We start from the raw sequence: 20,634 nt of genomic DNA on the forward strand, positions 1-20,634 counted from the left end.
CAAGCATCCGGTCATGCATGATCTGCCGGAAACGGTCACCCGCGCCGATATCCTCCACCGTGCGATCGCCCGCCATGTTGACAGAGCTCCTTGGCCCTATGCTGCCAACCTGCTTCGTGTCAGCGGTTTTCGCAACGCTTTGCGCTTGTATTGCGCTGCGGTGATCCAGCGGCCAGAAGCATCGTGGCCAGCGGATAAATTCTTCGGGCAGAGGCTGCGCTATCTCGTGGCTTTCTCTCTGATCGGTCTCCACGCGCGCTGGCGCCGGAATATCGGCGAGGCTCCGACGCTCGCGGCGCTCCAGCGTATCGCGCCAGCCAGCGCTCGGCAGATCGCGGAGCTGGTCGGCACGCTCAAGTTGGGCAGTTTCATCGTTGCGAGCCGGCTCCCAGCAGACCGACGCGCTTTGCGGTTGAGCCCTTCGATCACGCTGCTTCAGGAAATCGGCCGCTCACCCTTGGCTTTTCTCGAAGCCTCCGAACGCTTGGACCCGGCTGCGTCGCCAATGGCTGCGAAGCTCCAGTTTGACGCTTCCGGACTGGCGGATTGGCTCGGAGCCTCCTACGAGATGTTTCTGCAGGAGGACCTCTACTTCGCTCCCTTCTGCAATGTCGTCGAGATCACCGGGCAGGATTGCGGCTACCCAGTTCTGTCCGCTGTTCTTGCGGCACATTATGCGGCACTTGCAGGCGAAGCGGCGCCGGCGCCTCTCTCCTATCGCGGATTGGCCGAGCGTTTTAGAATCTCACGCCAGCACGTCGGCAATATCCTCGCAAGCGCTGAACGGCGCGGCTGCTTCAGCGTCGACCGTGGTGGTCGGAGCGTTGTCGTTTCGGCGGACTTTCTATCGGAGTTCGAGTCTTGGGCGGCAGGCCAGATGGCACATTACCGCCTGCTCGCTGGGCGCATACTCGGTAATCTCAGCGAGGTAGCTCGCCCGCTACGCAACCCTCAAGAGTAAGCTACCGACCAATATCGGGGTGAGGAGTCGTTTTGTTCAGCCGCCTCGGGACGCCAGAAGCTCGTGGCTCCGGCAATGCGGGGACCCAATCTACGTCGCTAGCTACCGCCCTGGAGCAGGTTGATGGATCGGCCGGCGCGGGAACGCAGACGCGCGCCTCGCGTTGCCACCTCTAAGATCGAGTACCCAGGAGGGCGACGTGACCGAAAAGAAGAGTCCCGCGGTGAAAAGCCTCGAGCAGGAACAGAAGGCTCAGCGCAAGGAAGAACGCGAAATGACGGTCGACCAGAAGCTGGAGAAGGCTTTGAAGGACACCTTTCCAGCGAGCGACCCGGTTGCTGAACAGGTTCCCGTCACACCAGGCGGCGCAGAGGATAAGCAATGATCAAAGCTTCGTTCTCTAGCCTAGCGGGTGCGTGGATAGCGCACGATGTTGCTCACGGCGAGATCCCCGAGAACATGGCAGTGCCATTGACGTTGCTCGCATCTCGTCTGCCGACACCCGTTCTCGTTGCCGGTACTATAGGTTATGGGGTCTATCGCTTGAATATCGAAGCCCGAGCCCGACGAGCGAAGGACGTCACGCCCAATCGGCGATCGAAGTCGGCCGCCCAGCCAACCTCATCGCAGGCCCGTAGGAAGAAGCGTTCTACATGACCGGACCGACATCCTTTTCGAGAGAGGCAGCGGTCGGAGCCAGTGATTTGCAACGACGCTGAAATCCGCGCTCGCGACAAAGCTCCTCATCGAGCCACTACCGATTGAACGTTGGTCGGCGGTCACGGTTGATGGCGCGACACTATTCGAGGCGACAGAATGCAAGTCCGAACGACTACGACCCTGGTCTACGGCTTTGCCTTTCCAACCCAGGTGATTGGCAAGATCGAAGCAGCGCGGTCCTCGGATCAAACGGTGCTGTCCGAAGCACTCTCGGCGATGCCCTCGACAGAACTGGCATGCGATACCGGTCCCGACGGCGAGCGGAGCTTCCGGGCCTGTCTGTCCGGGGAAGTGACAATCTCCTACGACGCCGTGGTCGACAACGGCACGCGCGCGCTCCTGCCCTCGGCCGCGCGGCAGCACCTCTGGAGCGAACTTCCAGCCGACGTTCTGCCCTATCTGCTTCCAAGCCGCTTTTGCCCCAGCGACCAGTTCCAGCGCTTCGCATTGCGCGAGTTTGGTCAGGCGGAGGACGGGGTCGCTCGGGTCATGTCGATCATGGAATGGATAAATCGACACGTAGATTATGTGTCCGGCGTCAGCAGCGCCGAGACCGACGCCGCGCACACATTCACGGTTCGCGCCGGCGTTTGCAGAGATTTCACCCACCTAGGCATTACGCTTTGCCGGGCGCTGTCCATTCCATCACGAGCGGTCAGTGCCTACGCAGTCGACCTGCAGCCGCCTGACTTTCACGCGGTCATGGAGGTCTTTCTGGATAATCGATGGTGGCTCGTCGATCCGACCAGGCTCGCTCCGATCGAGGGGCTGGTCCGTATCGTGCACGGGCGCGATGCCGCAGACCTTGCATTCCTGACGACCGACAAGCCCTGCCAACTGATACGCCAGGACATCCTGGCTGAAGCAATCTGAAGACACAGTTCTGCGGTGGTCTCCGACAATCCGGACAGGCGGGAACTCGGAGCTAGCGGGTCGTAGGGTCCTGGCCGGCTCATCGATCTTCGGGAAACTGGCGGCCGATCGCGGTGAAGATAGCAAGCTCTCGGCTGCCTTGCTCGCTCAGCCAATCCGGTTCCATGCTTCAAAGCCGGCCTGACCGCCGCAAGCAATTGATGCCGCATCGATGGCCCACCTTATTCACCTGGCCCGGCGGCTGGCTTATCTTCCGATTTCACATCGGGCTTGTCCGCTTCGCCAGTATCCTTGTCGGCGTGCGGATCGATCGAAACCTTGTTCAAGGAGTCCTTGTCAGGGGCACCCTGAATCGACTTTGCCCGCTCTTGCTCTTCAGGGGAGAGCTTGTTGCCGTGACCGTCACGCATGGGTTCCTCCATCGCCCCCCACGCAGCAACCGCCCAACCCACAGCAGGTTCCTTTCAGGTCACTGCGCGCGCGATGCCAGTGGTGCTCCGCTTGCGGCTGAGCTTGCAGCGGGCCAGTGCCGACCTCGGCACGGTTCGACTACTGCCTTGGCACTTTTTTAGCCTGCTCCTGCGCTGCGCGCGCGAGCATGACTTCCAGTTGGACAAGCACCGTCGGCGTGAGGACAAGCCAAAGATCTGCGTCGGCTTCCGTCTCTAGCTTGATCATCGCGCCCTCCCCCATATCCGTACTGACGACGACCTCCGAGACATTCACGACCGGGATCTCGATAATGGGCTTTCCAGTTGTAGACCGCATCCAAAGCTACTCCCCGACGGCCAGCCGGTAATTGTCGATTAGAGATCCTACGCGGGAGAGCGGAGCAGCCTGGCAGCTGAGATCAGCTTTTCCAGCTCTGGGCCGTTTAAGGCGATGTCGCCAGTTTCAGCGTGGACGCGCACATCCGGAAGGGGCTCGCCTTCAGTCGCATCGGCGAGAAACAGCAGACATTCATTCAGGGTGCTGAAATTTCTCGCCGGGGTCGATGACATCCAGAACTGTGCGGTGGATGGCGCTTGGCCGAACCGTCGAAGCGTTTCGAAAGCCGCATCTCTGGTCATGGTGCAATACTCCGACTTCACGGCGACATAACCGGCTGCCAGAGCGCTGGTTCCTGTTCGGCTGCGACGGCACAGCGCAGCAGGGACAAAAACCAAGCGCCTCGAGGAGGAAGCCCAGAGGCGATGGCCGCGAGCAAGCTCATCCCAGTCGCCGGCTCATTGCTTCAGGCCAGTGAGCGTATCCGGGCTTCTCGGTCCCATTGCCGCGTGCGAGAAGCTTCGATAATGGCGGTTGGGTCGTCACTCAACGCAACGACACCTGCATCGACGAAGACGCCGGCCTTTTCCAGCAGGGGCCTTGCTTGGGGGCTAAAGCCTATCGCTTTGAGATGGCCAAAGGCGTCTTTGGTGAAGTCGAGCGCCGCGGCATCATCAAGTAGGTCACTACAGCCTTCTTCGGACAGGACGAGCGCAACTGCGTCGAAAATCACCGAAGGGCTCCCGGCCAGTTGACCATCTGCCTTCAGCTTCCCGCCCTTCTTCAACGAAACGCCGCCTATCCTGGGCGCGACGATCTTAATCTTGCCACCCTCCGCTTCGACTGCTGTCTTGAGAGCATTTATCATCTCGCCATCGGCGCCGTCGGTAACGAGGATGCCGATGGTTCGGCCTTCCAGCGTCTGCGGGTACTTTCCGATGATACGAAGGGCCGGCGACGCCTCCATGTCCTGTGGGGCGAGAGCGGGCTGAGAAGCCGTCGGCAGCGGCATCCCGAGAGCATGAGCGGCCCGCTTGGCCAGGGTTTCGTCGACATTCCGCAAATTGGAAAGCATGCGCACTCGGACGTGCTCCAGAGCGACCTTCGACAACTCGAAAGCCAGAGCGCTGGCGATGTGGGCCTGTTCAATCTCCGTCTGTGAGCGAAAAAAAAGCCGAGCATGTGAATAGTGGTCGGCGAAGCTCTCGGCGCGGAGCCGAACCTTCGCTCCATCGAGGTCCTTGGCAAATGTTCGAAAGCCACCGCGTGGGTCTTCACGAGGCCCGCTCTCCTCGTCCGCTTCATTCAGGCTGTTGGGCTCGTAGTTGGCGCGGCCGGCGAAGACCTGCGTCTGCATCTGGCCATCGCGCTGGAGGTTCTGGAAAGGGCACCCCTTCGCCCGATTGATCGGAATCTGGTGGAAATTCACCGTACCCAAACGCGATAGCTGCGTGTCCTGATAGGAAAACAACCTCCCCTGCAGCAAGGGATCCTCGGAAACGTCGATGCCGGGCGGCATATTGGTCGGAAGAAATGCGGCTTGCTCGGTTTCGGCGAAGAAGTTGTCCGGGTTCCGATTGAGGACCATTCGGCCCACCATCCGGACTGGCACGAGCTCTTCCGGAATCAGCTTGGTTGCGTCCAGGATGTCGAAGGGCAATGCATCAGCATCCTTCTGACTTAGGAGCTGGACCCCGAATTCCCATTCAGGGAAGTCGCCCGCAGCGATCGCTTCATATAGATCGCGACGATGATAGTCGGGGTCGGCACCTGCAATCTTGACTGCCTCATCCCAGCAGGTCGATTGCGTCCCAAGCTTGGGACGCCAATGGAACTTGACGAACGTAGCTTCGTCACGGTCGTTCAGCAGGCGGAACGTGTTGACCCCGAAGCCCTCCATCATGCGGTAGGATCGGGGGATCGCGCGGTCCGACATCGCCCACATGATCATGTGCGTTGCTTCAGGCATGAGGCTGACGAAATCCCAGAAAGTGTCATGGGCGCTCGCGGCCTGCGGATAGCCCCGATCGGCTTCCATTTTGACCGCGTGAATCAGGTCAGGGAATTTGATGGCGTCCTGGATGAAGAACACCGGGATGTTGTTGCCAACGAGGTCCCAGTTGCCTTCCTTGGTAAAGAATTTGACCGCGAAACCCCGAACGTCTCGTGGGGTGTCGACCGATCCGGCGCCACCCGCCACGGTCGAAAAGCGGGTGAAAACCTCGGTCTTCGCTCCGACTTCGGTCAGGATCCTGGCGCGAGTGAATTCCTCAAGCGAATCCGTGAGCTCGAAAAACCCATGGGCCGCCGAACCCCGTGCGTGCACGATCCTCTCGGGGATGCGCTCATGATCGAAGTGCTGGATTTTTTCGCGCAGCACAAAGTCTTCAAGGAGGCTAGGACCTCGTGAGCCGGCCCGGAGCGAGTTCTGGTTGTCGCTGACCGGTACGCCATGGTTCGTCGTGATCCGCTGTTCACGCCCCGTTGCGGTCTGATGTGTTTCACCGGCATTTCCCGGTTTGGATTGCTTGGTCCCCTTCATCAGCCAATCTCCTTGAATTGCCCGGCTCGGCGGCGCCAGAAGCGGCACCGCACTCATTGGCCAATTCAACGCTGCGCGACGCCTGCCGTTCCCGGGGCGCCTAATCGACGTCCCGCCTTCGTTCAGCGCTCCCAGTGAAACAGGCCAGTTCCTCCCCGACGCCCGTCCCTTGGCCGGAATACCGCCGACCTAGAGCTTTTGCTGCGACGGTCTCACGACGCCCTCCGGGCGATCGCTGCCGAACGGGCTCGCTTCTGTCGAATGTGATCCGTGACGGCCACCTGCGTGGCACACCTTCCCGATATCAATCCGACGCGATCGACTGCGGCTTTGGCCCGTGGCGGGCCCAAAAGAGAGCCCCGCCAACCGGAGTCAGCGGGGCCATTGCGAGCAACTAGCGGAGCGCTATCTGGCGAAGCGGCCTTCGTATTTGAACTGGGGCGCAGCCTTCAGCTGATCCTTCGTTGCGTTGATCCGGGCATTCCACTTTTTGTCGGCTTCATTCCACGTAATGGCGATGGAGTTCGGGCTGACCGCGACATAGTGGGTTCCCATTCCGAGGAAACCGCCGACGGAAAGAATGTACGACGCGAGCGTGTTGCCGACGACAACGAGATCCTCGATCTCGCCTACGGTTTCGTCGCCTGCATTCTTCACGTTCAGGCCCTTGAGACTGCTCCCAAGCGCTGAAGCCTGATTGACCTCCGTGAACATGGGCGGCTGAGCCAATGTCGGCGCCGACTGCGCAAAAGCGGCGCTCGTCAGCAGCGACAGGCCAAGGGTTGCAACGGTCATGCGCATGGGAAACCTCGAGAGTTCGATTTGCACCCAGGAGCGCTGGGCGGCCAACGTGATCTGGCAGTGATCCAATCCTGCCTAGCCGCAATTGTTCCGTGGCATTCCAGACGTCGGGATTTGGCAAGGCCCTTGAGACGCGATCGCGTCAAAGCCTCTGGGAAGCGCCCCTCCGCGTCGTCCGACGGCGTCCAAACCACCTCCGAACTGGAACTAATTTTGGCTGCCCCCGTTCTCTGCGGCATCGGCCTTCAGGCCTGCGTTCTCGGGAGGAACACATGAAAAAGCTCGTCATCACCGCGATAGTCGCGTCGTTCACGTCGCTGGGAGCGTTTGCACAGACGTCGACGACGTCACCTGCTCCGGCGCCAGCCCCGGCGGATGCGAATGCTCCGCTTCCAGGAGCGAACAGCTTCACCGAAGGCCAGGCCAAGAGCCGCCTTGAGGCCAACGGATATACCGCCATCGGCGAGCTCAAGAAGGATGACAACGGCGTCTGGAAGGGCACGGCCACGCACGGCGGTCAGCCGGTCACCGTAAGCGTGGACTATCGCGGCAACATTACCCGTCACTGACCAAGGTCGCTGAAAGGAGATTTGAAATGCCCCTCACAATTACCCGATCGTATGAGCACTACGCCACTGCGGCCGCGGTCGTGGAGGAGCTGGGAAATGCTGGCTTCTCGGACAGCGACATTAGCGTCATCGGGCACCGCGAGGATCACGAGGACAGCAATGCCGGGGAAGGTGCAGGCATCGGAGCAGGCGTCGGCGGAGCGGCCGGGCTTCTCGCAGGCCTGGGCATGATTGCCATCCCCGGGATCGGACCAGTCGTGGCGGCAGGATGGCTCGCGGCAACAGCCGCCGGGGCGGCGGCCGGGGCGGCTGCAGGAGGCATCATCGGTGCCATGACAAGCGCCGGCGTCGACGAGCGGGACGCGCACGTCTACGCCGAGAGCGTCCGGCGCGGCGGATCCGTAGTTTCGCTTCGCACTGCTGAGGAGCGAGCGCCAGAAGCGGAGGCGATCATGGATCGCGCGACACCGATCGACATGGCGGTGCGCCGAGCCGACTATGAGCGCGAAGGCTGGACTCAGTTCGATGCCAACGCGACGCCCTATGTCAGGCTAGGCATCTGACCGCCAATAATGGATTGAAAGCCCTGCCCGGCTCCAGCCTGGCAGGGCGCGAATGAAAGGCGAAGCGATGTCGACGCCAACCATTCTGGCGCTGCCTTTCGAAGAGCGGGGCAACATCCCCAACAACCAGCGCTTCCCAGCACTCGTCTATCGGGCGGCATTCGGGCGCCATATCTCTGATCTCGCGAGCTTGATGGAAGAGCGCTTCGATCATAACGGCTGGCCGCCAGCTTGGCGTAACGGCATCTACGACTTCCACCATTATCACTCCGAAGGCCACGAGGTCCTCGGCATTGCGCACGGCTCGGCCGAGTTGATGATTGGCGGCGCAGGAGGACGAGAACTCCAAGTGTCGGTCGGTGACGTGATCCTGCTCCCCGCCGGGACAGGTCACCGACGGCTGACGGCCACCGCGGACTTGCTGGTTGTCGGCGCCTACCCGCCAGGCCAAAGCGGCGACATTCTGCGCGACGCGCCCACTGCAGAAATCCGAGCCGCCATCAGCAAGCTCGCCAGACCTTTGATGGACCCGGTCTTTGGGCGGGATGGTCCGATGCTCCAGCTGTGGGACGGATTTTGATTGGCGAGCTTTGTGGGAACGCTTCATCGCTTCCTTGGTTGGTCTTCGAACCCAATCAGTGAGGAGCACGCCATGAGCGCCCTGAACGGCAAGGCCATTCTGATTCTCGCAACGAACGGCTTCGAGCAGTCGGAGCTCGAGCTGCCGCAGACGAGATTGAAGGAAGCGGGAGCGGACGTGCACGTCGCCTCGCTGGAGCCCGGAGAGATCAAGGGCTGGGACAACAAGAACTGGGGCCGCGCCGTGAATGTCGACAAGACCCTGGACGAGGTCGACGTCGCCTCCTACGACGCTCTTGTTCTTCCGGGGGGCCAGATGAATCCCGACACGTTGCGCGGCAACGAAAACGCTCTCGCGTTGATCAAGGCCTTTTTTGATCAGGGCAAGGTCGTTGCGGCCGTTTGCCATGCGCCGTGGCTATTGATCGATACGGGAATCGCAAAGGCTCGAAAGGTGACGTCCTATAAGACGATCAAGCAGGATCTCATCAACGCCGGCGCCCAATGGGAAGATGCCGCGGTGGTAACCGACAACGGCGTGATAACCTCGCGCATGCCTGATGATCTGCCAGCCTTCATCGCCAAGATTATCGAGGAGCTTCAGGAAGGGAAGCACCGTCGTCGGGCGGCCTGACGACTTCTGGGGATGACCGCTTTGAACCGCCATCGCGGTCATTACCCCTGCCTCTCCCCCGGATGTGCGAGCTCGGCTCGGCAGCAGCTGCCGACCGGATTCTGAAATCTCGCTAGCTCCAGCAATGAGTAGGAGGGAACTGTCAGCTGCGGCGCAGCGTTAGCGACAGATATTTTCGCAGCAACGGTCCCTTCTTATGCGCATCCTCAATACTCTAAAACGCCAAGCGGCCTGGATGTGCTGCCTGGCGCTTGCGATCGCAAGTGCCGAAGCCCTCACCTTGGATGAGATCAACAAGGCCGGGCCTCCCGTTCCAGGACGGAGCAAGGTGACCCGACCCACATCATCGATTGTGAAAGCGCAGGTGCTGTTGGCGCGCCAAGGCATCTCACCTGGCGAGATCGACGGCATCGATGGCGAGAATTATCGGAAAGCGGTCGCGAACTTCCGAAGCCGTGCGAATCTCGGCAGTGGCGACGTTATCGACGCTGCAACATGGCAGGCTCTGCTTGAAGCAAGCAGCAGCGACATCATCACCGAATACAGCATCACCAAGGAGGATGCACGGTACAGCTACGTCAGACGAATACCGCACGATTACGCCCGTCAGGCCCGTATGAAGCGACTTGCCTACAAAAAGCCGGTCGAAATGTTCGCTGAACGATTTCACATGAGCGAGAAGCTATTTATCGCGCTTAACCCGGACGCACGCCTTCGGCGCCGCGGCGAAACCCTTTATGTTGTTGCGTCCGACCGCACACGACCGACCGATGAAGTCACGCTGATCCAGGCTGATAAGACCCGCGGCACGCTGAGTGCTCTGGATGCTACGGGAAAGGTCATAGCTAGCTACCCGGCGACCATAGGCAGCGAAGATACGCCATCGCCGGAAGGCGAACATCAGGTGGTTCGCGTGGTGAAGAACCCCACATACCATTACGATCCGGCCAAAAATTTCCAGCAGGGGAAGAACAAGCGCCGGCTGGTTTTGCCAAAGGGACCCAACAACCCCGTTGGAACGATCTGGATCGAACTCTCGAAGCCCACTTTCGGCATTCATGGCACCCCCGAGCCGTCGCGGATCAGCAAGGCATCTTCCCATGGCTGCATCCGGCTGACGAATTGGGATGCCGAGGAATTGGCGCAGATGGTCAAGCCCGGGACGCTCGTTCGGTTCGTGGATTGATCGGCTGCGCGCTACGAACTCGTCCTGCATGTGGCGTCAATGATGAGCGCCTCATGCCTTACGAAACTCGTTGGTGCGATGAACTACCCAACGACGGAACCGTAGATTAGGTCGGTCGTTCTCCGCGGGAGGCCAGCACGGCCGCCGATTTACTGGGGGAGCTTGTCCGTGAACTGGATCACTGTCGCTGGCGCGCTAGCCGCCTTGTGCTCAATGATCAGTTTCGTTCCACAAGCCTGGCGCATCGTCAGGAGCAGAGATACCAGCTCGATTTCTCCAACGACGTACGGCTTCACCGTTTCAGGCTTCTTGCTCTGGACCATGTATGGAGTTGGGCTCGGAGAGTGGCCCCTGATCCTCACAAACAGTGTCTGCTTTCTGCTCGCCTTGTTCATCCTGGCCATGACGCTTCTACCACAGGAGAAAAAGGACGCGGTTGCCGACAAGATTGATCCAACTTGACTCAATGCCTCGGCCTCCCCAGCCTAGGGAGGGCGGAGATATGTGGCATGTTGCGGCGCGTTATTTCATCCGACGTTCGTGGCGCCTGGATTAGGGCGGCTATCGTGGTGGGCTTGGGGACCCTGATCGCTCTGCCACTCGTCTGAGCCAGATCAGCCGCAAAGCGTCAGGAAACTCCGACCACAAACAGCTTCGCGTACGGACTGCCTTGCTCTCGAACGGGTCTCACCCGACGCGCCTGTACTCGTCGCGGCGTGCGTCCGCGTGGATCGATCCCGCTCCGGCCATGATCTTTCGACGGCAGGACCACGGCTGTCGATTACTCGGACGGAAACGATCGCGCCGCCCCGACGGACGGCTTCGGCCAGGAAGTTGGCCTCGTCATCGCTGAATCCTGCACCAGCCATGGCGTTGATTATCAAGCTGCCGGCAGCGGCGCCGACAGTCACCGGCGCCGGCATTTCGATCCGGCGGGGTCCATTGCAGGGAAGCGGCAGTGACGTTGGCGCTCAGCGACGACCACCGGCAGACCGCGTCCTCGATGACGTCGTGAACGGGGTGAGACACCGCAGCCGCCTTTGCCGGCGGTTGGAACGATCGTCGCCACGCGCGATCTGCTCTTTGGGAACCCATCTGTTCTCCCGCTGTTGGGAATGAAGCAGCGCAGGAGCAAGCATGGCCGCTCAGATTGATCTCACCTCACTCTGGCACGGCGCTTTCAAGCGGCATCGGCGTAACGCCCGCTCCGTTGCGTCGAACAGGCGGAAGCGCTCGACCAATCCAGTGCCGGGGGATCGCGATAGAGGTTCAACCAGCGTGATGGCTGCCCTGGCTGGCTCGCTCGGCCTGCTGCTCGCATTTCTGCTGGCGACGGGTGTTGGAGCCCGAAGCGCACGCGATCGGCATTATGACGGTAAGGCCGTCTCGCGAAGCGACCAGGGAAACCAAGCCTCCGCTCCCACCGAAATACCTTTCCCAGGCTGGAAGGAGATTTTTCGGCGCACTTACTTCGAAGTCGGGCGCGACCGCGTCCTGGCTGTCGCTGCTGGCGTGACCTTCTATGGCCTCTTGGCACTTTTCCCGGCACTGACGGCTTTCGTGTCGCTCTATGGCCTCGCGGCCGATCCCGGAACCATCGCCGGTCACTTCGCCCTGTTGGATGGTTTCCTGCCGGCGGGCGCTCTCGACTTCCTCCGCGATGAGGTTGCTCGAATCCGCAGCAGCGGCGGCGCAACGCTTGGTTTGGCATTCTTCATCAGTCTCGCCGTTGCGATCTGGAGCGCCAATGCCGGCGTGAAGGCCTTGTTCGACGCACTCAACGTCGCCTATGGCGAGGATGAGAAGCGGGGCTTCTTCATGCTCAACGCAATCTCGCTGGCCTTCACCGTCGGGATCCTGCTGTTTCTCCTGACAGCCCTGGGAGCGATTGCGGTGCTCCCCGTGGCTCTCGACTATCTCTATCTCGGCGCCTTCAGCGAATGGCTCATCTCGGTCGGGCGCTGGCCCATGCTGTTCATCGTCCTTATGGCCGCGCTCGCCATTCTTTATCGGCTTGGCCCGAGCCGTGACGATGCCCAATGGCGCTGGATCAGCCCAGGCGCCCTCTTCGCCGCAATTTCCTGGATTGCGGGCTCGATCGCCTTTTCTTGGTACGTCGCGAATTTCGCCGACTATAATAAGACTTACGGCACGATCGGCGCTGTGATCGGCCTGCTGACGTGGATCTGGCTCTCCGCGTCGATCCTGCTGATCGGAGCGGAACTGAACTCCGAGGCCGAGCGGCAAACAGATCGAGACACGACGAAGGGCCCGCCACTGCCTATTGGCATGCGTGGGGCCGATGCCGCAGACCGAAAGGACTGAGCGACAAGGTTGTTGCGTGGTCGACGCCCCTAATGCCCATCGAGGTTCAGGGTCACCGAATAAACTTCCGCGCCTGCTGAGTTCTTCACGGTGACCGCAAGTTCCATATGATCACCGTTCGGGAGCTTTTCGCGGTTCAACCCCGACAGGAGCTCCTTGGCGGCGTTCTTCGCGGCCTGATCGTCGGGCAGGTCTGTGCCCTCATCGTCCAACTCAACATGTCCGCCGTCACGGGTGTGGAAGAAGTACTTGGGCATGTTTGTGAAATGCGTTTCACAGCCCGGTGTTCCGACGCAGTCTCAAATTTTGGGGCTTCGTCGCAGGTGCAGATAGTTGGGATCGAATTCAGCCAGCTCGCACAGGCCATTCCAATCGAGAATGGTCAGCCGGCTTGAACGGACCCGAACCAGCCCAGCCTGCCGGATTTCGCGCAGTTTCTTGTTCATGTGGACGGTTGACAGTCCGAGCGCGTCGGCAATTTCTGACTGTGTGAGAGGCAGCTCGCATGTGACGCCGTCGGACAGCCCGATCGCGGTCATCTTGGTGATGAATTCGCAAAATAGATGAGCGATACGGCTCGGGGCGGAACGTCGGCCAATCCCGACCATCCACTCGCGATAGATGGAGGCCTCAACAAGGGTTTCGCGCCAGAATGCTTCGGCGATCCGATAATAGGAACGCGTCAAGGCCTTGACCGCCTCATGCGGGATGAAGCCGACGGTCGCCGAAGTCAGCGTTCCCAGATTGTGATCCATCTGCTCGACGAGCAGAGAATGAATATCCGGAATGTCGCCAGGAAGGTGCAGAGACAGGATCTGGCGCTGCCCGTCGCCGACAATCTTGTAGCGGCAGACCAGCCCTTCCGAGACGAGGCAGCACTGCTTGGTGCGCTCACCTTCGCTGACGATGTCCTGGCCGCCCTCGAAACGCTTCAGGGTCAACGGCAGGCGAAGCAGCTGTTCGCGCTCTTCGAACGGAAGGGGGGAGCTGGTCTCGAGCTTCCGAACCAGTCCTTGCAGATATTGTTCTTTATCCATCGGCCCTCTTCGGAATGAGGTTCTGGGTCTCGCTGATCCAAACCATCGCGTTCCTCTTTGCCCGCCAGGACGCCTACGTTCCCGTTCCTGCACGCCCTATCAGACGCGGATTCCAAGCGATTGTTGCAGGCGCAGTGAGGCCGGGCGCAACCGACAGTTAACCATCGTCGGCAGCATTTGAACTAAATCGGAACGATCGCCCTCACTGCGAATTGCTAAGCGACCAGCGAGGGACTATTCGATGCGGTACGGCGTTTCAGTTGAATTCTGGCTCTTCCTTGCCCTGGTGCTCAATCTCGCGCTCTCTCTGGCGATAAATCTCTGAATGGGGCACGCGAGCTCCGTTAGCGGAGGTCGGCACCGTCACTAGCTTGCCATCTCGTCGAACGTGATCGAAGCCAGCGTACCGATCGGCCGATCCTGATACTCGAGCTGCGCACCCAGGCTCTTCGACATTGCAGCGATGATCTTGCCGCCGAGACCACTCCCTTTCGCCGTCCCGTTACCGGTCCAGCCAATGCCATCGTCAGCGACGCTCAGGGTAACCTGCGTGGACGGGGTGCGGGAAAGACTGACGCGAACTTCGCCCTCCCCGACCGGATAGGCATATTTCAGAGCGTTTGTGACCAGCTCTGTCGCGATCATGCCCACGGATACGGCGCGATCGGTCTTGATCGAGACCGGCTCGGCATGAAGCTTGATCGTAGGCGTCCGGCCTGAAGCCGTGATGGAATTACCCAATTCGCCGACCAGCGTTTCTAGATAGGCAGCGAGATCGACCTGCTGGACATCCGTTGATGTGTAGAGGCTGCGATGGAGGTTTGCGATCGCGGTTATCCGAGCTTGCGTTTCCGCCAGAGCGGCCTTGGCGCCGGGATCGACCACCGCCGAAGCTTGCATCCGAACCAGCGAGCCAACGAGCGCCAGACTGTTGGCCACGCGATGATTGACCTCCGCGAGAAGCATCTCTGCCCGATCTTTTGCCTGCCGGACCTGGCGCTCTGCCTCTTCCTTTGCCCGCAGCAGCCGGGCGCGCTCGACCGACTGTTCGAGTGCGGCAACGAGCAAAACCTCGAAATCATCTCCGACCGTTTTCACAACATAGTCGACGGCCCCCGCTTTCAGAGCCTGGACGGCGATGGAGAGTTCGGTCGAGGCAGTGACGTAAACGACCGGTGGGCTTTGCTCCCTTACCCGTAGCGCTTCGAGAACGGCCACACCGGAACTCGTTCCGAGGTCATGATCGAGGATCACGACATCGACATCGCCATCAGCAATACGGGCGAGCCCGGATTCTGCGGTCGTGACGTGCTCGACCTCGTAGCCGCGGCGGCCGAGGATGCGCTGGACGAGCCGCCCGAGTGCGGCATCGTCGTCGATATAGACAGCTTGGATTATGCGGTTGGGCATTACCGCGTCTTCGCCGACTGCATCATTCGGTTTCCGGGACCTGCATCACCGAGAAGAACAGTCCCAGCTGCCGGATGGCGTTCGCGAACCCGTCATAGTCGACCGGCTTGGTGATGTAGACATTGGCGCCAAGATCGTAGCAGCGCTGGATCTCGCGGCTGTCGTCAGTGGTCGTCAGGACGATGACCGGCGAGCGCTTGGTATGCGGGTTCGCCTTGACCCTCTCCAAGATGTCGACGCCGGCCATGTCCGGCAGGTTGAGGTCGAGCAGGATCAGCAACTGCCTTCCCGAGCTGGCCTCGCCCGTACCGTCCTCCCCGAGCAGGAAACTCAGCGCGTCAGTGCCGTTCCTGAACGGGATGATATCGTTGTTGACCCCCGCGCGGCGGATATTCTTCTCGATGAGACGAGCATGACCTTCGTCATCCTCGATCATCACGATCGAAACCGGCTTCCCGTTGCTCACGTCGTGGAACTCCGCTGAACCGCGCCGAGGTCGGGCGGCAATAGAATGGTGAAGGTGGTGCCAACGTCCAGCTCGGAGCTGACGGTGATATCGCCACCGAGGTTGCGAACGATCGTCCGGACATGTGCGAGACCGATGCCCTCGCCCGGCATATCCTGTGTCCCTGATCGTCGAAAAAGCTCAAAAATCCGTTCGTGATCGGCAGGCGAAATGCCTCTGCCGTTGTCTTCGATCTCGACAACCACCCAGCCCGACTTCTCACGTTTGCCGCGCATGACCACCTTGAGCGGTCGCCTCGATGACCGATACTTGATGGCATTGTCGAGCAGGTTTCCGAGCACCTGCTCCATGGAAAGACGATCGGTGCGGATCTTGAGCGGCTGGCACTCGACAATTACGCCACCACCGCTCTCGGAACTCTCGGTCGCCTGGTGATGTACGGCAGCTGCTGCGGCCTCCAGCGTCGCTGGTAGATCGATCGCCTCGGCACGCAGGACGCGCTTGCCTTCCCTCGATATCTTCAGGATCGCGTTGATCAGCCCATCCATCTTGCGCGTCGAGGAGCGAATGAAGCTGATCGCTTCCGGAAGATCGACGTTGACCGCAGTGCTGGCCTCCTCCAGCGCCGCCGGGGCCGCCGACGAACCGGCCTCGAAATACGCCTTGATCGGAGCTGCTGTCGCTTCAAGTTCGCTCGTAAAGCCCATGATGTTCACGAGTGGCGCTCGCAGGTCGTGGGTCACGATATAGGCGAAGCGCTGGATCTCTTCATTGGCCCTGGTGAGAGCCTCGGTCCGCTGCTGGACGCGCTGTTCGAGCCCGACATTGAGGGCGGCGACCTCGTTTCGGGCGGCACTGATCTCCCGTGTGTAGCGTGCGATCGTCCAGAATGCCGCGGCAGCAAAGAAGATGAGGGCAACCGCACCAGTTGCGATGGTCCAGCGTAAACGTGCTGACGCCGCTTCCTGCCCGGCAATGGCATGCTGCAATCGTTGCTCCGATTGGGAGAGAATTGCGCTGAGTCCGGCGCGCGCCTCGTCCATCAGATCGCGGCCAGGTCCTTGCCGAACCGCAGCGATTGCCTCCTCCCAAGCGCCGCGTTCAGCCAGGGCGACGACTTGGGCAAGTTCCGCCAGCTTGCTGCGCAACGCCCCTTCGAGACGGTTGAACTCTGCCCGGGTTACGTCGTTGGCACCGACCGTTTCCTTCAACCGCTGGAGGGTCGTGTCGAACCTGGAGACTGCGTTCGTATAGGGACCGAGATAGGCAACGTCGCGCGAAAGCAGATAGCCGCGCTGGCCGGTCTCGGCATCCTGGGCAAGCGAAAGCAGGTCGGCTGCTGCACTTCGGGTCTCGCGCGCCGCGACCACTTCATCGAACTGGCGCTCCGAAAGCCGGGTGAGCCAGAAGGACGCGACGACAATCGCGAGCAGCACCAGCGCCCCTCCTGCAAGCAGGATGAGGTTGGATCTTAGAAACTGCGATTGAGAGATAGGCATCGACAAAACCCAGCGGCCAAGGGTGCATGGCGATGCCCTGAGAAACGCGCAATAGCAAATGACAGGGTTTCGCGATTTATCGCGCGGCCCTTTCATCGAGGTCGTGTTTGCCCGCCTTCGGAGTGATCGAGGTCTCGCCGGACGGCGTGATAGTCAAGTCGGAGGCATGGTTAGACGCCAAATGACATTTCCCACATCATCGGCGACGAGCAGGCCGTTGCGGCGATCCACGATTACGCCGACGGGACGCCCCCGAGCCTGCCCCTTGTCGTTCAGAAAGCCGGTCAGGACAGGGACTGGCATGCCCGAAGGCTTGCCATTGGCGAACGGGACGAAGATCACGCGATAGCCAACTGGATTCTTGCGGTTCCAGGAGCCGTGCTGGCCAATAAAGGCACCCCCCAGATACCTCGGCCCGAGCCCCTCGCTCTTGACGAATGTCATTCCGAGCGATGCCGTATGCGACCCGAGGGCGTAATCAGGCTTGATCGCCTTGGCGACGAGATCCGGCTTTTGCGGCTCGACGCGCTTATCGACGATCTGGCCAAAATAGCTATAGGGCCAGCCATAGAAGCCGCCGGGTTTGACCGACGTCATGTAGTCGGGAACGAGGTCGTCGCCGATCTCATCGCGCTCGTTGACCGCGACCCAAAGCTCCTTGGTGACCGGGTTCCAGTCGATGCCGACCGGGTTACGTAAACCGCTAGCGAAGACTTGCGTCGCGCCCGTCGTCGTATCGATCTCCAAGACGGCCGCCCTGCGTTCCTCCTCCGCCATGCCGTTCTCCCCGACATTGGAATTCGAGCCGACCCCGACATAGAGCTTCGTGCCATCCGGACTTGCGATCAGGCTTTTGGTCCAGTGATGGTTACGGCCGGCAGGAAGATCAGCGACCTTGACGGGCGTCGCTGGGCTTTTCGTCTCTCCCTCGGCATAGGGAACCCGGACGACGGCGTCGGCATTGGCGACGTAGAGCTGATCGCCTACCAGGGCCATTCCGAAAGGCGAGGTCAGGTTCTCGAGGAATGCGGTCTTGATCTCCGCGACGCCGTCGCCGTCCAGGTCGCGAAGCAGGGTGATCCGGTTCGCGCTCGGCGTCCTCGATCCCGCCCGCTTCATAAACAGCCCCTGCACCCAAGCTCGGAGGCCGCCCTGCTTGTCCTCGGGCTTCGGCGGCGCATCACTCTCGGCGACGAGGATGTCGCCGTTCGGCAGCTCGTAAAGCCAACGTGGATGCCGCAACCCGGTCGCGAAGGCCGTTACCTGACCGCCATATGTCGCTTGAGGCTTTTCGCCTTCCTTCCAGCCTACCGCTTCGGCAATCTTGATCGTCGGGAACCAGCTAGACTGAGGCTCCGGCAGCGTGGGATTTGGCCCGTATCCTGCCTCCTCAGGCAGCTCCCGATTGCCGCAACCTGCGAACAACAGAGCCGCAACGGCCACGCCGGCCAAGAGAGACTGCCGCACCATGGGAACACCTCTTCGAGGACGCTAGGGAAGCCCGCCCTGAAGCCTGAACGTCAGTTTCGGTGACTTGTTCGATTGGCTGCGCTCACCCCACTGGCCGGTCGCCACGCTCTGTGATCGGAGCGCGATGCAAGGACGCTAGCTCGCCTTCTTCAGTCTGGTTGCGCTCTTCACAGGACGGCTTCTCCTTGGCGCCTCGGTGGTAGCACCGACGCTCGCACGCAGCGCGTCCATAAGGTCGACCACCTTAGGCGCCTTAGCCTTCTGCAGGACCTTCACAGGCTTACCGGCGAGCTTCGCCTTCACCATCTCCGCCACCGCCGCTTCGTACCGATCATCGAACTTCGACGGATCGAACTCGCCCTTCTTGGTCTCGATGATGTGCTTGGCGAGCTCGAGCATTTCCTTCTGAATCTTGAGCTTGGGAATTTCGTCGAAGGCCTCGGCCGCGGACCGAACCTCGTAGTCGAAGTTCAGGGTGTGGGCGACGAGACCAAGCCCCTGGGCCCGGATCATCAGAGCGCGATAGCGCCGGAACAGAACGGCATGCGCGAGCGCGCCGACCTTACTGACCCGCAGCGCCTCGCGGATGACCGCGAACGCATCCTCTCCGATCTTGCCGGAAGGCGCGAGATAATAGGGCTTGTCGAAGAAGACTGTGTCGATCTCGCTGCACGGGATGAAGGCGGCGACAGCCAGGAGCTTCTTGCTATCGGGAACCGCGTTCGCGATCTCGTCTGGCTCGACCTCGACATAGCGGTCGGTGTCGATCTCGAATCCCTTGATCTGATCTTCGCGCTCGACTGGCTTCTCGGTGACCGGATCGATGAACTCTCGGCGAACGCGGTGGCCGGTATCGCGATTAACCGTATGGAATGAGATGCGTTCAGAGGTGCTCGCACCGGTGTAGAGCGCGACTGGGCAACTGATTTCCCCAAACTTCAGATAGCCCTTCCAGTTCGCTCGCGCCGCGACCATGACACGCAACTCCACATCGCAACCCAAGCGATTCAATCCGCAGCAGCTCGCATGGTTCCCGACCTCGGGAACTCTATTGGTCCAACCGCATTGACTCGGCAGTTTCGTGTCCGGAGTTGCGTTGCTATGCCCGCCCGCACCTATTGGAAGGGCTATCTCAAGCTCTCGCTCGTGACCTGCCCTGTCGCCATGAGCCCGGCGACCTCCGAAAGTGAAAAAGTCCGCTTTCACACGCTCAATCGCCAGACCGGCAATCGCGTGGTCAGCCGCTATGTCGATGCGGACAGCGGCAAGCCGGTCGAGCCCGATGACCAGGCCAAGGGCTATGAGGCCGAGGCCGGTCGGCTCGTTATCATTGAGGACGAGGAGCTCGAAGCGGTCAGGCTCGATACCGTCCGCACGATCGATATCGACGCCTTCGTCCCACGCGACTCCATTCCCTGGATCTATTTCGACAGCCCGCACTACCTCGTCCCCGATGACGAGGTGGGAGAAGAGGCCTTCTCCGTCATCCGCGACGCCATGGCAGCGACGAAGATGGTCGGAATCTCGCGGGTCGTGCTCTACCGGCGCGAGCGGGCGGTGATGCTGGAGCCCCGGGATCACGGCATCGTGCTCTGGACGCTGCGATATGGCGACGAGGTCCGCGACGAGAAGAACTACTTCAGCGGGATCGCCAAGGAGAAGCCGGCACCGGAGCTGTTGTCGCTCGCGCAGAAATTTATCGCGACCAAGACGCAGGACTGGTCACCGGACTTGGTCAAGGATCCGGTTCAAGAGCACCTGCTGAAGCTAATCGCGTCGAAGAAGCGCAAAGGCTCGCGCAAATCCGCCGGCTCCGGCGAGAAAGACCGGCCCGCCAACGTCGTCAATCTCTTCGACGCGTTGAAAAAGAGCCTGCAAGCCGACAACTCGCTGAAGGGCTAAGGAGTTGCTCCGGATGCGTGCCCAACCGAAACAGGCCCAAGCGGGCGACAGGATCGCCAGCGTCCCCGTTCCGATCCCGCTTGAGCTCTATCGCGAGGCCTGCCCGGACGAAGACGGCAACCGCTACACCGTCATCGTGTCGGCGCTCTTCCGAAATCTCAGCACCACGAGCTATGCGCTCGAAGATGGCACCCCGGTGCGCTTCGTCGACGATTGCCAGTTTGAGATTATCCCGAGCGGCATCGTTATCACGCGCTGTCTTTGATTTGCTCCCGCGCATGGGCCTCGCGAAGCAGGGCCCTGAGCTGGGCCGCGAGGGCCGGTCCCTG

The 20,634-nt window shown here is 60.9% G+C and carries 24 protein-coding genes; 12 read left to right on the top strand and 12 right to left on the bottom strand.

The genetic code is table 11. The features are described 5' to 3' along the window. Positions 1 to 13 precede the first annotated feature (13 nt). The 3 genes from AC1REK_RS05775 (at position 14) to AC1REK_RS05785 (ending at position 2,554) form a co-directional block, all read left to right on the top strand. Entirely contained in the window at positions 14 to 961 is a 948-nt protein-coding gene (locus tag AC1REK_RS05775) for a MarR family transcriptional regulator (RefSeq protein ID WP_492270360.1), read from the top strand. A gap of 199 nt (positions 962 to 1,160) precedes the next feature. After that, positions 1,161 to 1,346, top strand: coding sequence for a hypothetical protein (locus AC1REK_RS05780; RefSeq protein ID WP_327523768.1), 186 nt, complete (start codon positions 1,161 to 1,163; stop codon positions 1,344 to 1,346). A gap of 431 nt (positions 1,347 to 1,777) precedes the next feature. After that, complete coding sequence (locus tag AC1REK_RS05785; protein WP_492270359.1) at positions 1,778 to 2,554, top strand: transglutaminase-like domain-containing protein; 777 nt, start codon at positions 1,778 to 1,780, stop codon at positions 2,552 to 2,554. 221 nt (positions 2,555 to 2,775) lie between these two features. Here AC1REK_RS05785 and AC1REK_RS05790 read toward each other — a convergent pair whose 3' ends face one another. The 5 genes from AC1REK_RS05790 to AC1REK_RS05810 form a co-directional block, all read right to left on the bottom strand. Continuing rightward, positions 2,776 to 2,964, bottom strand: a complete 189-nt coding sequence (locus AC1REK_RS05790; RefSeq protein ID WP_291649140.1) for a hypothetical protein — start codon at positions 2,962 to 2,964, stop codon at positions 2,776 to 2,778. Between the two features lie 139 nt (positions 2,965 to 3,103). Beyond that, complete coding sequence (locus tag AC1REK_RS05795) at positions 3,104 to 3,322, bottom strand: hypothetical protein (protein WP_492270358.1); 219 nt, start codon at positions 3,320 to 3,322, stop codon at positions 3,104 to 3,106. A 47-nt stretch (positions 3,323 to 3,369) separates the two neighbouring features. Then, positions 3,370 to 3,624 carry a hypothetical protein gene (locus AC1REK_RS05800; protein ID WP_492270357.1) on the bottom strand — a complete coding sequence of 85 codons (255 nt, stop codon included), beginning with the start codon at positions 3,622 to 3,624 and terminating at the stop codon, positions 3,370 to 3,372. A gap of 164 nt (positions 3,625 to 3,788) precedes the next feature. Beyond that, complete coding sequence (locus tag AC1REK_RS05805) at positions 3,789 to 5,864, bottom strand: catalase (protein ID WP_492270356.1); 2,076 nt, start codon at positions 5,862 to 5,864, stop codon at positions 3,789 to 3,791. A 405-nt stretch (positions 5,865 to 6,269) separates the two neighbouring features. Next, complete coding sequence (locus AC1REK_RS05810; RefSeq protein ID WP_291649135.1) at positions 6,270 to 6,665, bottom strand: PRC-barrel domain-containing protein; 396 nt, start codon at positions 6,663 to 6,665, stop codon at positions 6,270 to 6,272. Positions 6,666 to 6,937: 272 nt separating this feature from the next. On the opposite strand from AC1REK_RS05810, the gene AC1REK_RS05815 reads away from it, so the two are divergent. From AC1REK_RS05815 to AC1REK_RS05845, 7 genes are all read left to right on the top strand, one after another. Then, entirely contained in the window at positions 6,938 to 7,234 is a 297-nt protein-coding gene (locus tag AC1REK_RS05815; RefSeq protein WP_316021607.1) for a PepSY domain-containing protein, read from the top strand. 26 nt (positions 7,235 to 7,260) lie between these two features. Continuing rightward, positions 7,261 to 7,797, top strand: a complete 537-nt coding sequence (locus AC1REK_RS05820; RefSeq protein ID WP_492270355.1) for a general stress protein — start codon at positions 7,261 to 7,263, stop codon at positions 7,795 to 7,797. Positions 7,798 to 7,849: 52 nt separating this feature from the next. Continuing rightward, positions 7,850 to 8,377, top strand: coding sequence for a cupin (locus AC1REK_RS05825; protein WP_492270354.1), 528 nt, complete (start codon positions 7,850 to 7,852; stop codon positions 8,375 to 8,377). 72 nt (positions 8,378 to 8,449) lie between these two features. Then, a complete protein-coding gene (locus AC1REK_RS05830) occupies positions 8,450 to 9,010 on the top strand; it encodes a type 1 glutamine amidotransferase domain-containing protein (RefSeq protein WP_492270353.1) in 561 nt (186 codons plus the stop codon). Between the two features lie 196 nt (positions 9,011 to 9,206). Then, positions 9,207 to 10,196 carry a L,D-transpeptidase family protein gene (locus AC1REK_RS05835; protein WP_492270352.1) on the top strand — a complete coding sequence of 330 codons (990 nt, stop codon included), beginning with the start codon at positions 9,207 to 9,209 and terminating at the stop codon, positions 10,194 to 10,196. Between the two features lie 168 nt (positions 10,197 to 10,364). Continuing rightward, the gene (locus AC1REK_RS05840) at positions 10,365 to 10,658 is read left to right on the top strand and encodes a SemiSWEET family sugar transporter (protein ID WP_291639934.1); all 294 of its coding nucleotides are present in this window, start codon (positions 10,365 to 10,367) and stop codon (positions 10,656 to 10,658) included. 675 nt (positions 10,659 to 11,333) lie between these two features. Then, the gene (locus AC1REK_RS05845) at positions 11,334 to 12,521 is read left to right on the top strand and encodes a YihY/virulence factor BrkB family protein (protein ID WP_492270351.1); all 1,188 of its coding nucleotides are present in this window, start codon (positions 11,334 to 11,336) and stop codon (positions 12,519 to 12,521) included. Between the two features lie 29 nt (positions 12,522 to 12,550). Here the strand turns inward: AC1REK_RS05845 and AC1REK_RS05850 are convergent, their stop codons facing one another. The 7 genes from AC1REK_RS05850 to ku (AC1REK_RS05880) all read right to left on the bottom strand — a co-directional run bounded on the left by AC1REK_RS05850 (position 12,551) and on the right by ku (AC1REK_RS05880) (position 19,378). Beyond that, positions 12,551 to 12,778, bottom strand: a complete 228-nt coding sequence (locus AC1REK_RS05850; RefSeq protein ID WP_316021702.1) for a DUF6894 family protein — start codon at positions 12,776 to 12,778, stop codon at positions 12,551 to 12,553. A gap of 42 nt (positions 12,779 to 12,820) precedes the next feature. Then, a complete protein-coding gene (locus AC1REK_RS05855) occupies positions 12,821 to 13,558 on the bottom strand; it encodes a Crp/Fnr family transcriptional regulator (protein WP_492270350.1) in 738 nt (245 codons plus the stop codon). 366 nt (positions 13,559 to 13,924) lie between these two features. Further along, positions 13,925 to 14,968, bottom strand: a complete 1,044-nt coding sequence (locus AC1REK_RS05860; protein ID WP_492270349.1) for a sensor histidine kinase — start codon at positions 14,966 to 14,968, stop codon at positions 13,925 to 13,927. A 22-nt stretch (positions 14,969 to 14,990) separates the two neighbouring features. Further along, complete coding sequence (locus AC1REK_RS05865) at positions 14,991 to 15,404, bottom strand: response regulator (protein WP_291649246.1); 414 nt, start codon at positions 15,402 to 15,404, stop codon at positions 14,991 to 14,993. Positions 15,405 to 15,430: 26 nt separating this feature from the next. Further along, positions 15,431 to 16,870 carry a sensor histidine kinase gene (locus AC1REK_RS05870; RefSeq protein ID WP_492270348.1) on the bottom strand — a complete coding sequence of 480 codons (1,440 nt, stop codon included), beginning with the start codon at positions 16,868 to 16,870 and terminating at the stop codon, positions 15,431 to 15,433. 216 nt (positions 16,871 to 17,086) lie between these two features. Beyond that, the gene (locus AC1REK_RS05875; RefSeq protein ID WP_492270347.1) at positions 17,087 to 18,403 is read right to left on the bottom strand and encodes a PQQ-dependent sugar dehydrogenase; all 1,317 of its coding nucleotides are present in this window, start codon (positions 18,401 to 18,403) and stop codon (positions 17,087 to 17,089) included. Positions 18,404 to 18,538: 135 nt separating this feature from the next. After that, on the bottom strand, positions 18,539 to 19,378 hold the full coding sequence (ku, locus tag AC1REK_RS05880; protein WP_492270346.1) for a non-homologous end joining protein Ku: 840 nt from the start codon (positions 19,376 to 19,378) through the stop codon (positions 18,539 to 18,541). Between the two features lie 126 nt (positions 19,379 to 19,504). Between ku (AC1REK_RS05880) and ku (AC1REK_RS05885) the strand changes: the two genes are divergently transcribed. Beyond that, the gene (gene ku, locus AC1REK_RS05885; RefSeq protein ID WP_492270498.1) at positions 19,505 to 20,305 is read left to right on the top strand and encodes a non-homologous end joining protein Ku; all 801 of its coding nucleotides are present in this window, start codon (positions 19,505 to 19,507) and stop codon (positions 20,303 to 20,305) included. Between the two features lie 13 nt (positions 20,306 to 20,318). Beyond that, complete coding sequence (locus AC1REK_RS05890; RefSeq protein WP_492270345.1) at positions 20,319 to 20,570, top strand: hypothetical protein; 252 nt, start codon at positions 20,319 to 20,321, stop codon at positions 20,568 to 20,570. Positions 20,571 to 20,634 lie beyond the last annotated feature (64 nt).

It is taken from the genome of Allobosea sp. GW823-FHT02B03, assembly GCF_058797755.1.

What these genes read in the sequence shown, in the direction of transcription:
- AC1REK_RS05775 (WP_492270360.1), top strand. Translation starts at nt 14, where the DNA reads ATGCATGATCTGCCGGAAACGGTCACCCGCGCCGATATCCTCCACCGT.
- AC1REK_RS05785 (WP_492270359.1), top strand. Translation starts at nt 1,778, where the DNA reads ATGCAAGTCCGAACGACTACGACCCTGGTCTACGGCTTTGCCTTTCCA.
- AC1REK_RS05790 (WP_291649140.1), bottom strand. Translation starts at nt 2,964, where the DNA reads ATGCGTGACGGTCACGGCAACAAGCTCTCCCCTGAAGAGCAAGAGCGG.
- AC1REK_RS05795 (WP_492270358.1), bottom strand. Translation starts at nt 3,322, where the DNA reads ATGCGGTCTACAACTGGAAAGCCCATTATCGAGATCCCGGTCGTGAAT.
- AC1REK_RS05800 (WP_492270357.1), bottom strand. Translation starts at nt 3,624, where the DNA reads ATGACCAGAGATGCGGCTTTCGAAACGCTTCGACGGTTCGGCCAAGCG.
- AC1REK_RS05805 (WP_492270356.1), bottom strand. Translation starts at nt 5,864, where the DNA reads ATGAAGGGGACCAAGCAATCCAAACCGGGAAATGCCGGTGAAACACAT.
- AC1REK_RS05810 (WP_291649135.1), bottom strand. Translation starts at nt 6,665, where the DNA reads ATGCGCATGACCGTTGCAACCCTTGGCCTGTCGCTGCTGACGAGCGCC.
- AC1REK_RS05815 (WP_316021607.1), top strand. Translation starts at nt 6,938, where the DNA reads ATGAAAAAGCTCGTCATCACCGCGATAGTCGCGTCGTTCACGTCGCTG.
- AC1REK_RS05820 (WP_492270355.1), top strand. Translation starts at nt 7,261, where the DNA reads ATGCCCCTCACAATTACCCGATCGTATGAGCACTACGCCACTGCGGCC.
- AC1REK_RS05825 (WP_492270354.1), top strand. Translation starts at nt 7,850, where the DNA reads ATGAAAGGCGAAGCGATGTCGACGCCAACCATTCTGGCGCTGCCTTTC.
- AC1REK_RS05830 (WP_492270353.1), top strand. Translation starts at nt 8,450, where the DNA reads ATGAGCGCCCTGAACGGCAAGGCCATTCTGATTCTCGCAACGAACGGC.
- AC1REK_RS05835 (WP_492270352.1), top strand. Translation starts at nt 9,207, where the DNA reads ATGCGCATCCTCAATACTCTAAAACGCCAAGCGGCCTGGATGTGCTGC.
- AC1REK_RS05845 (WP_492270351.1), top strand. Translation starts at nt 11,334, where the DNA reads ATGGCCGCTCAGATTGATCTCACCTCACTCTGGCACGGCGCTTTCAAG.
- AC1REK_RS05850 (WP_316021702.1), bottom strand. Translation starts at nt 12,778, where the DNA reads ATGCCCAAGTACTTCTTCCACACCCGTGACGGCGGACATGTTGAGTTG.
- AC1REK_RS05855 (WP_492270350.1), bottom strand. Translation starts at nt 13,558, where the DNA reads ATGGATAAAGAACAATATCTGCAAGGACTGGTTCGGAAGCTCGAGACC.
- AC1REK_RS05860 (WP_492270349.1), bottom strand. Translation starts at nt 14,968, where the DNA reads ATGCCCAACCGCATAATCCAAGCTGTCTATATCGACGACGATGCCGCA.
- AC1REK_RS05865 (WP_291649246.1), bottom strand. Translation starts at nt 15,404, where the DNA reads ATGATCGAGGATGACGAAGGTCATGCTCGTCTCATCGAGAAGAATATC.
- AC1REK_RS05875 (WP_492270347.1), bottom strand. Translation starts at nt 18,403, where the DNA reads ATGGTGCGGCAGTCTCTCTTGGCCGGCGTGGCCGTTGCGGCTCTGTTG.
- ku (WP_492270346.1), bottom strand. Translation starts at nt 19,378, where the DNA reads ATGGTCGCGGCGCGAGCGAACTGGAAGGGCTATCTGAAGTTTGGGGAA.
- ku (WP_492270498.1), top strand. Translation starts at nt 19,505, where the DNA reads ATGCCCGCCCGCACCTATTGGAAGGGCTATCTCAAGCTCTCGCTCGTG.
- AC1REK_RS05890 (WP_492270345.1), top strand. Translation starts at nt 20,319, where the DNA reads ATGCGTGCCCAACCGAAACAGGCCCAAGCGGGCGACAGGATCGCCAGC.